20 protein-coding genes are annotated in these 13,511 nt (G+C 39.3%); all 20 read right to left on the bottom strand.

Annotation, left to right across the window (positions count from 1 at the left end; genetic code table 11):
• On the bottom strand, positions 1-274 hold a 274-nt coding region (locus tag AC220I_RS10790), incomplete at its 3' end, for a hypothetical protein (protein ID WP_486723835.1).
• Positions 267-536, bottom strand: a complete 270-nt coding sequence (locus tag AC220I_RS10785) for a hypothetical protein (RefSeq protein ID WP_486723834.1) — start codon at positions 534-536, stop codon at positions 267-269. The genes AC220I_RS10785 and AC220I_RS10790, both read right to left, overlap by 8 nt.
• Before the next feature lie 183 nt (positions 537-719).
• Complete coding sequence (locus AC220I_RS10780; RefSeq protein ID WP_486723833.1) at positions 720-1,544, bottom strand: hypothetical protein; 825 nt, start codon at positions 1,542-1,544, stop codon at positions 720-722.
• 247 nt (positions 1,545-1,791) lie between these two features.
• Positions 1,792-2,088 (bottom strand): hypothetical protein, encoded by a 297-nt coding sequence (locus AC220I_RS10775; RefSeq protein ID WP_486723832.1) that lies wholly within the window; start codon positions 2,086-2,088, stop codon positions 1,792-1,794.
• 135 nt (positions 2,089-2,223) lie between these two features.
• Positions 2,224-2,766 carry a nucleoside triphosphate pyrophosphohydrolase family protein gene (locus AC220I_RS10770; RefSeq protein WP_486723831.1) on the bottom strand — a complete coding sequence of 181 codons (543 nt, stop codon included), beginning with the start codon at positions 2,764-2,766 and terminating at the stop codon, positions 2,224-2,226.
• A complete protein-coding gene (locus AC220I_RS10765; RefSeq protein ID WP_486723830.1) occupies positions 2,753-3,274 on the bottom strand; it encodes a dATP/dGTP diphosphohydrolase domain-containing protein in 522 nt (173 codons plus the stop codon). The genes AC220I_RS10770 and AC220I_RS10765 overlap by 14 nt, the downstream gene beginning before the upstream one ends.
• On the bottom strand, positions 3,271-3,663 hold the full coding sequence (locus tag AC220I_RS10760) for a hypothetical protein (protein WP_486723829.1): 393 nt from the start codon (positions 3,661-3,663) through the stop codon (positions 3,271-3,273). Before AC220I_RS10760 ends, AC220I_RS10765 begins: the two co-directional genes overlap by 4 nt.
• Positions 3,660-3,893: an FmdB family zinc ribbon protein gene (locus tag AC220I_RS10755; protein ID WP_486723828.1), complete on the bottom strand. Its 234-nt coding sequence runs from the start codon at positions 3,891-3,893 to the stop codon at positions 3,660-3,662. The genes AC220I_RS10760 and AC220I_RS10755 overlap by 4 nt, the downstream gene beginning before the upstream one ends.
• A complete protein-coding gene (locus tag AC220I_RS10750; RefSeq protein WP_486723827.1) occupies positions 3,862-4,278 on the bottom strand; it encodes a hypothetical protein in 417 nt (138 codons plus the stop codon). Before AC220I_RS10750 ends, AC220I_RS10755 begins: the two co-directional genes overlap by 32 nt.
• Entirely contained in the window at positions 4,275-4,625 is a 351-nt protein-coding gene (locus tag AC220I_RS10745) for a lytic transglycosylase domain-containing protein (protein WP_486723836.1), read from the bottom strand. The genes AC220I_RS10750 and AC220I_RS10745 overlap by 4 nt, the downstream gene beginning before the upstream one ends.
• Positions 4,552-4,728, bottom strand: a complete 177-nt coding sequence (locus AC220I_RS10740; protein WP_486723837.1) for a hypothetical protein — start codon at positions 4,726-4,728, stop codon at positions 4,552-4,554. The genes AC220I_RS10745 and AC220I_RS10740 overlap by 74 nt, the downstream gene beginning before the upstream one ends.
• A 68-nt stretch (positions 4,729-4,796) precedes the next feature.
• Positions 4,797-5,720 (bottom strand): hypothetical protein, encoded by a 924-nt coding sequence (locus AC220I_RS10735; RefSeq protein ID WP_486723826.1) that lies wholly within the window; start codon positions 5,718-5,720, stop codon positions 4,797-4,799.
• A gap of 1 nt (position 5,721) precedes the next feature.
• Positions 5,722-6,927, bottom strand: coding sequence for a hypothetical protein (locus tag AC220I_RS10730; protein WP_486723825.1), 1,206 nt, complete (start codon positions 6,925-6,927; stop codon positions 5,722-5,724).
• A 9-nt stretch (positions 6,928-6,936) separates the two neighbouring features.
• Positions 6,937-7,782, bottom strand: coding sequence for a DEAD/DEAH box helicase family protein (locus tag AC220I_RS10725; protein ID WP_486723824.1), 846 nt, complete (start codon positions 7,780-7,782; stop codon positions 6,937-6,939).
• 10 nt (positions 7,783-7,792) lie between these two features.
• Positions 7,793-9,472, bottom strand: coding sequence for a hypothetical protein (locus tag AC220I_RS10720; RefSeq protein WP_486723823.1), 1,680 nt, complete (start codon positions 9,470-9,472; stop codon positions 7,793-7,795).
• 4 nt (positions 9,473-9,476) lie between these two features.
• Positions 9,477-10,904, bottom strand: a complete 1,428-nt coding sequence (locus tag AC220I_RS10715; RefSeq protein ID WP_486723822.1) for a helicase C-terminal domain-containing protein — start codon at positions 10,902-10,904, stop codon at positions 9,477-9,479.
• Complete coding sequence (locus AC220I_RS10710; protein ID WP_486723821.1) at positions 10,873-11,361, bottom strand: hypothetical protein; 489 nt, start codon at positions 11,359-11,361, stop codon at positions 10,873-10,875. Before AC220I_RS10710 ends, AC220I_RS10715 begins: the two co-directional genes overlap by 32 nt.
• Positions 11,362-12,132 carry a hypothetical protein gene (locus AC220I_RS10705; RefSeq protein WP_486723820.1) on the bottom strand — a complete coding sequence of 257 codons (771 nt, stop codon included), beginning with the start codon at positions 12,130-12,132 and terminating at the stop codon, positions 11,362-11,364.
• Positions 12,133-12,142: 10 nt separating this feature from the next.
• Positions 12,143-12,859 carry a hypothetical protein gene (locus tag AC220I_RS10700; RefSeq protein ID WP_486723819.1) on the bottom strand — a complete coding sequence of 239 codons (717 nt, stop codon included), beginning with the start codon at positions 12,857-12,859 and terminating at the stop codon, positions 12,143-12,145.
• On the bottom strand, positions 12,852-13,511 hold a 660-nt coding region (locus tag AC220I_RS10695; protein WP_486723818.1), incomplete at its 5' end, for a PD-(D/E)XK nuclease family protein. The genes AC220I_RS10700 and AC220I_RS10695, both read right to left, overlap by 8 nt.

Raw genomic sequence — 13,511 nt, 5'->3', positions numbered from 1 at the left:
CTTCGGTATTTTTCAGAAATGTTTCTACACTTTCCACTGCTTTCGCTTTATATAAGCCAAATTCGCCCTTCTTTTTATACAATTTTACATATTTGCGCCCTTTTTCAATAGAATGGTAACAAAAATCTTCTTCATCCCAGGGTTCCTCCCCTTGATCCGGTGATAGCCACCCTAATTCCCTCAGGCGATACCAAATACTATTCAATTCTTCCAAGGTATTAAAAGGTCCTATTATAACATTTTTATACTGTACTTTGTCTAGTTTATTACCCATTAGATATTCTCCTTAATTCATGTTCACGTTGAATTGCGTGTTTTTCCTGTGAATCTGCGTAATCTAATCGGTCAAACGTATCTGATAATTTAGATCCCATTAATACTTCTTTAGCAGATTCTGTATCTGTAAAATTTTTCATGAATACATTTTGATTTCGATATCCATCAGATACTTCCCCCACAACCCCAAATCCTTGACTATTGTAGCGTATACGCAGGTTATGTGTCGATGAAATAATGCCTCTTTTGTACTTAATCATAGGAATACCTTTGTTATTACGGAAGTCAGAGTTGACCAAAAAAGTATATTAGCTACCTCTACCACTAATAGGCAGGTGACTACTATTAATTTATTTCTTAACTCCAGAGTTAACCAAGCTCTACGCTCTATTGGATCGTAATACATCCAAATAAAAAAGAATAATGTTAACACGATAACCCCTTTAAACCGGTTTTAACATTAATTGATAATTCACTGATACCTCGGTTTTTACCCCAGAGGCAATTCCTATAGCCCGTATCTTCGTATTCGATGGTATAATCACGGGGCTAGCCAAGTCAATTACGTCTGAGTGATGGCTATGCCATATTGTACGCCAAGGAGACATCGGTGGCGTGCTACCGGGAGTAAATACATTGGCATTTTCTTGGATTTGAAGATCTACATTGACGGTTTTGTCAGCAGCAAAACTTACATCCAACCACAGTAATTCTGCCACTTTATCTACCGGAACCCAAAACTGTGTCATTAAGGTGCTACCCTTGCCCAACGTCCCCTCGGCTGGCATATATGCCTGAATATTGGCAGCTATATCCCCGCCCGCCTGATCAGTTCCATACGCTCTAATGTTGCCAGCATTACCGTCTCCATATGTCCCCACCTCGTAACCTTTCATACGCCAGATGGCATAACCGGTTCCGGAAGTCACCGCCGCCGCTGTACCAGCCATATCGACCACCTCTGAAGCCAACATAAAATTAGCATCTATATAGAAAACCTCAACTTTTCTCATGCCTGTGCCAGCAATATCGTCGTTGAGACTAGTTGATTTTAAAGTAAATGTGGTGGGGGTTAGGATAGGGTTGATTTGGGCGGTTTGATTCGCTGTACCATTATTAGTGTGCCAAATCTCTTCATAAGCAGCCGTGTCTAAATCTTCATTTGTAGCAAACTTAGTGATTATTTCATGACCCGGTATTTGTCCTGCGGCCACTTGTTTATAGAAAGGTAAGTTCAAGTGTCTAAAATCAATCGTATTGTTACTCATAATAAGTCCCGTTTTATGATTAAATCAAGTTATACCCTTGTCGGTCGTAATGTAAGATTTCTTTAGCTAAAGTTTTTGAAATCTTTATGCGATAGTAGTTATAACAAAGGAGATAATACATGAGATATTTAGAATGGATCTTAGCTGGAATTATATTGACAAGTGCTTTTATAGAATTAGGGCTGCTAGAGCCCCCTAAACCAAAGTCAGTGCCAAGAAAAGAATTGAATTGTAAGTAGCCTTGTGGCTACTTCTTTAGTGCTTGATTCTCGATAAAACTTTCCATAACGCTAAGATCAATGGCTACACCTAATAAGAACAGCTTACTTTTCAACAAATTCAGGTGCATTTTTCGTAATCTGCCTTGCATGGTTTGAAAAGTACACACACTAATAGTCACAATCGTGTCTTGCAGCAACCTTTTTTCTGCCTCACAACCGTCTGTATCTACCACTAAGAGAGTGTGGTATGCCTCTTTAAGGCAGTCTAGCACTTCATCGGCTGTGTATACAATTTTCACTACTTGAAAGTTTGGCTTTGGCACCGGCTTTCTCCTTTGTATTCTAAAAAACCAATCTTTGGGTCGTGGTATGACCCACAATAACCTTTTATTATCTGTCAATGCACACCTTTGTAATTGTTGACAACTTTCTTGGCTTGTGTAATCGTTTTAACTTTTTTACTCATTTTCATCTTTCCTTTCTATTGCTTTTTGATCAGTATAGTTATCACCGAAGCGCTTGTGACATTTATTGTAATTGGCCTCCCGAATTTGCCCCAGGCCAAACCCCATCATCTCAGTGAAACGGGTCATATAGTGATGTAAGTCCCCACATTCATTTAGGAGTTCGTCCTTATTATACGGTTTACGTTCACATATTGAAGTAAAAACTTGCTCAAGTATTTCAGTAGATTCCTCCACCATACCGGTTGTATAGTGAATAATATCATGAAATTGCCGCCACTTAGGGTCAACAAACTCATTGGAGGGTGCATTTAAAATAACTTGAACTATTGTATCCAAAGAAACCAAGTGGTTAACACTTAGTTCTTTTCCGTATTTAGTGGCTTTCATAACTTTTGACAATCGCCTCACCGTATATAAAACCAGTAAGATAGATTTAGTAATCTCGCTTCCATTTTCATCCCAGCGCTGTAACTGTTCTTCAGTTTTTTCTGGGTACCATTTGGATATTTGTTTAGCAAACTCATTTTGATTCATTGTGTTGTTGCTCCCATAGAATGTAGCCTCGATCTTCCACCAAACCCCCGTTAAGGGTTAGCCATAGATACATATTAATATTGGTTAAAATTAAACCATAATGGTATATAGAGGGGGCGTTATCTCCATATCCTTTCTTCAAAATTTGTGAAGCGTCTGGGTCAATGACGTTGGGATTACGTAGATACTCATACGTGTGGCGCTCAAGGCTATCAAGAATATCTGATGTAGTGAACCCATTCAAAAAATTCCACGGGTCATACTTAATAGCCCCAGCCATCATACCATATGCACACTGTGCTAGTGCATCTGAATGGTTAAGCGCTATATTAGAGGCTACACCTAGCAAAAGGTCCTTAAGCTCTATCGCTATCTTAGTACTAAAAAGAATCTGCGGTTTGTAACTGGAATACGGTCTTACACACGCGTTTATCAGATCAGGGTGCAAATACCTAAATTGAGGTTTTATGTCTTTAAGATTGTTGCGCTTTGCTTTTGGTTCGCTCATAAAGCTACTCCTTGGTTGGGGTTAAGAATAATATACCAAGCTTGTTTATTGTTTAAACGACACTCATACCCCAAATTATCGGGGTATAAGAAGTCGATAATACCTGTATTATGTGTCGTTACTACTTTATATGGCCCTATCCTACCTTTCAAAGGAATCATCGCAGTAGCGGTCAGCGGGCGCCACAAATCATTTGCAAGGCTTTGACAATCTTGTAAATGTTGCACTTTGGTTGGCACACAAAACCAAATAACGAGAGCAGCCACCACTACGAGTGGCCCTACTATAACGTATTTAGGGGGAAACTTGCTTCGTAATGTCTTTGTGAATGAATCCATTATTTCTGTTTTCATCACTTCCTCTTCGGGAAATTCACGGCGTTCTTTCATTTCTTAAAACCTCGCTTTTTATCAAGTGCATGTTGTTGCCAATGCTCTCTATAGGCATTAATTTCTGCAGAACCTGGTTTAACTTTTGGGCCAATATGCTTTACTGGTTGTAAAACTCGTCGCACCTCTTGTTCACATTTACCACAATATCTAGGATAATCACAATCTGCAATGGAATGCTCTACCTCATACTCATAGTTACAATGATTGCATCTGTATACATACTTCATCGTGTATTCCTTGTGTTATGATTATTTCAAATACAGGTTTGCCCTTTATAAGCATACGTTTTTTCATATCATGTGAACCGCGGCTTTTACCGTCCCAGACTAACAACAATCCATCACCATCGTTTGCCATTTGCTCATTGCGAATAGGCCCTGCTGATCTTCCGAATTTTTTCCACTCGGCTTCATAAGGCTCATACGATAGGCCACACATAATTGGAAACTTGTCAGCGCCCGTTGGGCACATTCCGGTTAGCCAGACAACATCATTAATATTGACATTAAATGTTTTACACGCCCAATCCCGAATTGATTTGGCATTGCCCAGCAATATGTTTAATACAAAATGGCTATCTAAGTCTCGTGACCCGGCAATAACTATCTTCAAGGTATTCTCCGTAATGGGTTTGGTTGATCAATCCAATAAGGGCCCCAAATCGACGATTCTAGGACCGTTTCACAGTTGGTTAATGTGCAGACCTTAGTCAAGTACTCTCGCGTCTCACGAGGCAATTTACGAGCCCTAAGGCCATAATACCCAGAGTTGTATAAAATCAAGGCTTTGCGTATAGACCCATTACTACGTTTTAAGTAATAGTCAAAAAGGGTGGTCCCACACTGAACGTTAACTTTTGGATTAAATAATTTTTTACAACTGAGGTTACTTATCCTCTCGACTTCTTTTGCTCCTATCGGCATCAATTGCATTAGTCCTTTTGCCCCTTTCGGAGACACTGCTCGATGATTGTTGCTCGACTCTACTATTATCATTGCCAATATTAATGATTTCAGCACCTAATAACTCCATCATTCTTGGTTTTGATAGTAAAATGACCATAAAGACCTCATTTTTTGTTATATTGTCTTTTCGGTCATCTGGTTTTTAAAATTTAGTTTAACTTGTAATTATTTGATATCCCAGAAAGATTTTCCATATTGGGGGGTCATTCGTATTGGAGCGGACCATTTTAAGCTAGCGTTGAGGGAATCTAAACACTCAGTAAAAATCCTAGTATTCTCGTCTTTGAAATCCTCTGGTATCTGAAAAAGCATTTCATCATGGATAGTTGCTACGTATTTATCAAACCCAACCCTAGTGTAATACTTTGCTTGCATTAAATCTAAAACACCCATACCAACCGCTTGAGTGAAAAAAGCCAATCCCTTATGAGGTTCACAATGGATAGCAACCCCAAATGGTGTAGTAAAAAACCCTTGTTTTTCAACTTCTATGGCTAAACTATCTCCCAAAACCCTAAGATCACTAAATAAATCCCAGTAAGCTTTGACAATTCCCTTTGCTTCTGTTACCGTTGTCTCAACACCCCCTTTTTCGAGGAGATCACTTTGTAGCTTTTTCCAACCCATACCCCGCTCCAGTCCTAGGGCACTGGGTTTGAATATTTTTTGTCGTAAGCCTTTAATCTTGGGGTGCCCCTTTGTCACCGATTCCTTATCTTCCATATAGGCTGCAAACAGATCTTCAGTAACAAAAGCTTCCTTTATTTGATCACCTAATCGTGGTACCATGGAGCCAAACATTAGATAAATATCATCAATCATTAGTACCCCGCGCTCGTCAATAAAGGGGGTTTTCCCAATTCCGTCCCTAGTAGCATAGCAATAATACTTATCTTTGGAAAATTCAGCTGATATAGTTGGTTCTAATGAACTTACATCGGCACCCCCAAGTAGCTTGCCAGGGGCCGCCCGTAAACATCTCATAAAAGCCTCGGATTTGCGCGCCATGGCCAAGGCATTGAATCTAGGTGTATGCTTATCTTCTTTTACTTTTTGTCGCATTTTCTCTAAAGTATGGGAATGCATCATTTTAACTCTCCAATTTTGAGGACATTCTATCGGAAGCCGTGCCCATAGGTCGTAGGTCAAAGTGACACTTACCGTCATACTCCTCAGCCATCAAATAAACGTTGCAAGCTTGGGCTAACACTATGTTGGTCTGCCCAATTTTTTGTAAAATTTCTCCCCCCTCACCCCATTGCCCTAAATGATCTTTTTTAAAAGACGGTTTGGGTACAAATTCTTTTTTGGACGTTCGATTTTTTTGTGGCTTGGTGAAAAGTTTTGGCTGCACCCCCTTGACATTCATAAGAAAATCCGCTAGTTGGCTGGTAGAGGATAGTTTTAATCGATAGTGCTCTTCGATCTTTTTTTGGTCAGTGGCCAGTGATTCAAACCTCTTGACTTTACCTTTATCAGTTTTTACATCGTCAACCCACTGCATGGCTCTCTTCCACTCCCAGTCAAGTAACTCTCGACCCCCAAATTCCCTAAACTCTTTTTCAACGTCCTCTTTTACTTTTTCTAGTCGTATTATTTCAGCCAATAACGGGTTCATATCAACGTCCACTCCGACACTTTTAGAGTGTGCCGTAAGTTTTGCCCTAATATCGAAAAGGGGCCAATTATGTAGCCAATTGATACCCATTTCTTCTAAAAGTACAATTAATGTTTCGTACAGCATTAGAGTTATATCCGTATCACCGGTATTATAGGGTTTTAGGATATCTCTCGGTAATAGATGTAAAAATTTACCAAAGTGTTTAGTTATTTTATGGTGTTCTTTAAGGTAATCGTGGGCTATTGCTTTATGTTCTCGATTTTCCAAAGAAAGAAATCTAGAGGCACAGTCCTCTAGCCCCAACCCCTGCCTATAACCCTCGTCATCTTCTTGATACTCACCCCCGTACTTGCCCCCTCCATCTGCCATGAATGCTAGTCGCATAGTGTCAGCATGCCAGTTAAGAGAAATGTCCGAATATTTATTCAACATGACCCCGTATTCAAAAGCTTGATTGTGTGTGATTATAGGAGTTTGACGGGTACCTAGCTCTGCCAACCAATCTCGGATTTCCCTGGGATTGTCTGTAAAGGCATTACATAAATGATTGGAATCATTTCGCCAAGATACCGCCAATGACCAGGCTTTGAAGGTGTGTTTATAGTAATTAACAGAGGCCTCCAGCCCCTGCTTTTTCTCTTCTCCAGTTTCAAAGTCAATTGCTGCGTATTTCACACCAACCTCTTACTTGTTTTTAATTTCTTTAACTAAATCTAAGTCAGCTCTTATTAGCCTCTTGTATGTAGTAGTACTATTTTTACAAGTGATTCTTGGGGTAAAATTTAAAAACTTTTTTACAGTGCCGTTTAGGTCCTTTGACTCTCTTTTTATTTGCCCATTAAATTGAAAACAGTGGCCGGTAACCGGTCCATCCGCCGTAGGAACTGTAACAGGACCTACTAATAAAACATCTGCAAATTGTTGGATAGTGCCTTCGGCAGTACTATAGGTGGCTAATCGCGGTCTAATTTCATCATACTCACCGTTATCAGTCATACTCTTAGCATCGGCTATACAGGTAACAATTACATCAATCCCAAGTTGATCTTGTAGCATAAAAAGTCTTTCAGTGATCTTATCAATATACTTTTGAGTAACGCTGGACTCTGCAAATGAATTGTGTTTACCCTCTTTAGTCAAGCAATCGGCAGCCCATTGTGGCAACCCCTTAACCATTTTTTCCAAGGAAGTTGCAGAATCCAACGCAATGGCGGTAATCCCATTTTTTTCAATTACATCTTTTTGTAATAACATATTTAAAAGATCAAATGATTCGACGCTAGTTAACTTTTCCCTAGTAACAGGATGTAATCCCCAATTATATGCCATTATTTCAGCTCTACCCCCTGAAGCTTGGGCCGCCCCATGTTGCTCATCTGATCCGTGGAGATACATCACCTTGCCAGTCAAGGTTCTTAAAACCGAGGATTTGCCTGAGCCCGAAGGTCCGATAATAATCGCACTAAGGGCAAATGAAGGATTTGACGCATATTTGTCTAAGTTACTGAAATCTAAGCTCTTGATATCCATAAAAATCTCCTTAATCTTTGATAATTTCTAATTGAACATGGGGAAATTCCACGATTTCATTTCTAAAAAGTAATCTTGAAGTATTTTCTTTATGTAAAACAGTCTTAATTGAAAAAGATGCAACTCCTTTATAACCCGTTAAGGTAGTAATTTCATTCTGCCAAGCGGTTTGAGACCCTTTGAGGTATTTCGCATTAAGATTGCACCCCGGCCCAGTTTTAGCAACCCTTCCTAACCCCATGCGACGATGGAAGTGCCCACCGATATACTTGACAAATAGTAAAAAGGCTTGATAAAGGTTTTCTTGATCACCGTGCCTCAGCACAATATCCATAAACCTTACGATAGAATCTTGAGCATGACTGCGATGCATTATCTTCCAACCCTTAAAATATTTTTTTCCTAGAGTGTCCCAGTCAATAAAACCTTTTAAAGCTGGAACCTTTTCTAAAAATCTATCAACCCAATCCATGTGATTGGAATCAATAATTGTTTTGTATTTAAAAACCTTTAAATCATCGATAAATTTAGTATATCCACGTAGAGCCCCTAAATCAGTGGCAAAACGTTTATTTTCCAGCTCACCCCATGCTTGCCCTCCATGGGGGTTAAAACTATCGATATTGGACGTGTCCCCTCCATCATAAAAATATATTGGCCTTAGGGCTTCAGCTAAGTACTTAATCGCCCCCATAACCCCAGCATTTTGATAAGGTAAATGTACATCAGTAACATGAATAGCCGTATTATCGCGACCGGCTTCAATGATTTTATCTTTAAAAAACACTAATCCATCATCTAGGATAGCCAGTTCCCCATCTATTTCGTCAATAAAAATTTGTTTGGTAAAAAATTGACCGTTATCAACAACTACCATGAGCGCACCGGCAATATTCTTTGCTTTGTAGTAATCAGATGCTTTACTAGCATGCCTGTCAAATCGCAGTGAACCAGTGGTAAAATAATTTTTGGCCTGATTCAGACCTTCGTCCGGAATGGCCTCGGCTGCAGGAATACCATGAGGTAGAATCCAACTGTGCCCTCTAAGCCGATAGTATGAAAGAACTCTAGAGGTTATGGGATTACCAGTAACTTTATCTCCATTTGCCATAGTTGCTGAGGCTTTTAAATGGGCACCTAAATTCATTTCATTCCATAATGCATCATCTAAACCTTCAGTGCCCGGCAAAATACTGGCATCATTGATTAAAAACTGAAGTTCTGGCATGTACCCGCGAAGTATGTCTACCCTAGTTTGTTGGGCATCATAGAGCCTAGAAACTTCAGTGGTTAATAGAATTTGTCTGATCATGCCGCCTAAATATGCAGTTAATAATCGTTTATCGTAAGTGGATATATGCTCCACATGTTCAGGTACCATCTCTTCCCAGCAAACATCCGCAATATTAGTGCTTCCTAGGCTACAAAGATATTCGAAAGCCTCGACTACAGCTAATTCAGCGTCCCTGGGGGCCATATTTGTAACCTTGGAAATCTCTTCCTTTTGTTTGTCAAAGGTCTTTATTTTCATTTGACGATTAGTCAACATTTTCAATTCTTCGTCTGTACAAATTTTTCCCAAGTGTATCGGCATTAATTCGTAGTGTTTGCGGAAATTTGCTAAAAGTTCAAGTACTTCCGGGTCATATCCTTTGTGAATTGTGGATAAAAACAAATATTTGGTTGCCATCAAACTAACTCCATGAAATAGCACTGGTTAATGACTTATTGATATGTTTTTTAGTTTTAGTAATCAATTTAGGGAATAGTGGGTCAAATACGTACATGCTGCATTTATCATCCGGTGCTCGACAACCCCTGCCCAATTGTTGAAACAAGCTACTAGCCGTGGTTACGTCATACCACACTTGCCCGTTGGGTTGAGCCAATCGTTTAGAGACGTCCTGATCACCGATGTATGGGTAACGAATTCTCCCTACGATAACCGCATCACACTCCTCATAAGGAAAATCAATACCTTCGTCTAAACCACAAGCCAATAGAATACCGCCGGAATATTTAAACTTAGCTACTGAATCTGATTTTGATGACTTACTATTATACGTGAAAATACTGGTTTTAGGCACCCCCATGTTGGTTAATAAGTTGGCAATTTTAGGAGCATCTCCATATGTACAGTGAAAGACTATGTTCTTATGTTTCGTTAAAATGGGTTTTAATTGCTGCACCCATTCTTCAGGTATTTTTCTGGATTTTGAGGCCACCGGCACCCAATGAATAGCTCTATTCTCCCTTGGAGTTGGGTGTTCAAATTGCTGGTAAATCTTGGCTGCATCCTCAAAACACAGTTCATCGAATACCGTTTTTGGCATTGTGCCAGATAAAAATACAATTTGATCAGCATTAAAAAACTTTTTCATAATTAATTTTGGTACAAAAACCGGGGTAATAACAACTTCGTAACTTAATACGGTTCCCTTGGTTTTTCGTAATTCAAAAGTATAATCAGGGGCACAGCTAACAACCGTTTCGTATAAAAATGCGATGTGCATCATTTCTGCTTGCCATTTAACCGCTTGATCTGGTTTTGTTGTCTCATATTTTTCTATTAAAGTTTTCAACTTTGAAAACTTTCTAGACAAAATAGAGTGAACGGCCCATTCGTCGACTTCATCGGTACCTTTTTTCTTAATGGATGCATATTCTTGGGCCGATTCTAACTTTAAAGTGAAGTGCGCTGCCGATCGCACAAATGGAATCAATTTGTGTGCTTCATCAATAACTATCTTTTTCGGTGTTCTAAAGCCCCATGATAATTGGTGAAAAATATAGCTCATTGGATTAAAAACACAATTCTTGGATTCACTCGCAATTTTATGTGCTGCCCTGTACTCTCGCTTAGTCGCATAGTTAGTACGTCCCATAACAGCATTGAGTTCAAATTTTTCCGCAAGTTCAGTGGCTAAATTGTTGTTACATGTGATAATATCACAAAAATCCGAATGATCTTGTAAATATACGGCCAGTAAACTTTTCCCAGAACCGGTTAATAACTCTGCCCCTACAAATTTTTCTGGACTTTGTAGAAAAGGTATGGCCTTCAGTTGAACTGGCCTTAAATCGTATCCTCTAAAGTTCATATTCATCAAACTTTCTACCATCCATGGGTTTTGGAGGGGTGGATGTGCCTTTAAAATGTGCTCTCCACCTAGCCCGTATCTTCTTTTCGAGGGCCGTTTTTTGATCATGGCATGTTTTGCACAAAACCCACAGGTTATCTAAGCTACACCAAAGCCTATCAACATAAGCACCTAAACTAAATTTAGCTGATCCGATTTCTTTGGCTTGAATGTCGTAAGGCTGCACAGGGGAGATATGGTCTACTTTTGCATCTTGTTTAGTTAACCCGTGGCGAATACACTTTTCACAAGTATATGTATGAGTGTACATTGGGACCATTTTTCCTGTTTTTTTACATAGTCGTTGTTGTACCGTGCCATCCTTTTTTATCTTAAGAACTGAGGTACGAGCCCTATTTAATGCCTCTTTTCTAAGTTCAGACATCATAAATTGTTTACGCATGCCGCGTATTAACTGGTTTCGTGAAAAATCATCCATTTATTTATATCCTTGTGTAACCGCCGCTTCGATTTCCTCTGGGTCTTTTGAGTTTTTCCAGCTCTCATTTACCATTGAGAGAATTTCTAGGGCGGCTTCTTCAGACAACCCGGCGTCTCTCAAAGTAGTGGCACAACCCCAAATCCCAGTGTGTCGATCCCCGATCATAGGCTCATTGGCAATTAATTGCAGTAATCTCATTAATCCAAATCTTAAATGATCAATATCTTTTTCTAAGTCAATCTTTTTCTTTTTCTCTACCACAATGAACTCTGGGATCTTTAGTGCTTCCCCTTCAAACAGTTCTAGTATTAGGTGTTTGGGCACCCCTGTTTTAGGGTGCACTCTGCCTGGGTTAGAAAAAAGTCTACCATGTTGATATAGGCTGTGGTCACATGCAATCCCCAGTTTAGTGACAAAAACTTTCTGGAATTCAGGTACGTTATGGCCATACATTGGTTGTATAGGTAAAGCCACGTGATACCCCTTTTTGCCTGAAAAATATATCTTTAAAGGTGCATTCAGCTCTAACAATTTAGGTAGAGCATTCCATAGTGTTGCGTCACCATCATCAAAATCCATGTAAAGAGTATCGCTGTAGACCTTAAATCTATCTCTATTTCTAGAATGCCCTTCGTTTTGAATAATGCGGGCATCTTCTTCGGACACAGCATAAAGAGAACTATAACCACATCTAGGAAGATGTGTTATGGGAAACATGGTCCCATAACGGGACCACATTTGTCTGCTAAATTCTCTATAGAATTTCATCTAATACCTGTTATGCAAAGGGATTTTCACTAACTTCGGCCACTGCCTCTGGTGAGGCTGGTTCTAGTACATTAATTTGCTGAGGCGCTGACAAGAATTTAAGTATTTGTGGGAATTTTCCTATCTTCTTTTCTTCGATACCTAATCCAGTTAGCCAGTTGACCACCGCATCGGCGCTAGGTAAGCTATTGGAGATGACTTTATTTTCATCTTCGCCTATAGTAAAAACTTCATCGTTATTAAATGCTTGATACAAATTGTCACCATTGTCGTCTTTTTTCACCCATTTGACATGGATGCCTTTGTACCCTATAGCTACATTAATCTTTTTTCCGACCATAATATCTGAATCATGGAAAAGTGCCTTGCAAATGGCTGGAATGTCGTTAAAGTCCTCGATCTGAACCCCAAGACCGGTAAGAAAATTGAAGATTCCCTTTAATGCAAAATCGGACGGTTCTGTCATGGTAGGGGATTTGAAGGCGAAATTATTCGCTGCGGTCTTGGGGATCAGAGGGTAGAGGCCAAATTGCAGTCCGTCCGCGGTTTCAGTTACAATTTTTGTATTAAACCAACTGGGATCAGACCCGTTGATTTTTGTAATTTCCCTACTCAAAATATTCAGAGTGTACTCTCCAGGTCGGCTAATGAACCGGTTGCTAGTCGCTTTTTTTCTCAACTCTTCTGCGCTAGCAGTAGTTTTTGTACTTAAATCAAATTCAAACATCGGTTTTTTCTCCTTTAATAATGTAAGAATGCTTTCCAAAAAATGATTGTTTCATGGGTCTTTTGTAATGAGTTATAGTGGCTTTACTGGGGTTTGCAGGGTAAGCCTCAAGTAAAGATCTAGCGTTTTTGAAAAAAAGTGCTGGTGAGATATTACCTTCATCGTACCCTTGACACACTGGATTAAGTGGACAACTGTCACATGGTGCCTTAAACCCAGCGGCACGGGGTTTAGGTGCAATTTGGCGGTTAACAACAAGATCTGCTAAAGTTTTATAGAATCGAAGTAAATCAGCTATAGATCTAACACCATCTCCGGTAAACTTTGCTACATTATTTGAATCAATTTCAATATCCCAACGTGCTTCAGCACCTAATTTTAAGCTAGTAAGATCAGAGTCAAAACCATAATAAGACTGCACCAACCTACCGTTAGGGACTTTATGAATCACCATGTACAACAATAATTGTGCAAGTTGGCTTGAGCTGACTTGTCCTTTAACAATTTTAGATTTTTGATTTTTAGAAAAAGATGACTTTTTTTCTACAATCAGCTTCATTTTCGTTTTTTCAGGGTCATCGTAAATTAAATAATCAGTACGCCCCGAAAGAACTAGCTCATTATATCCAGCTACTTTTTCGTATTTAAAACT

The organism is Fusibacter sp. (assembly GCF_057447755.1).
This window is presented reverse-complemented; position numbering and strand designations above follow the sequence as displayed.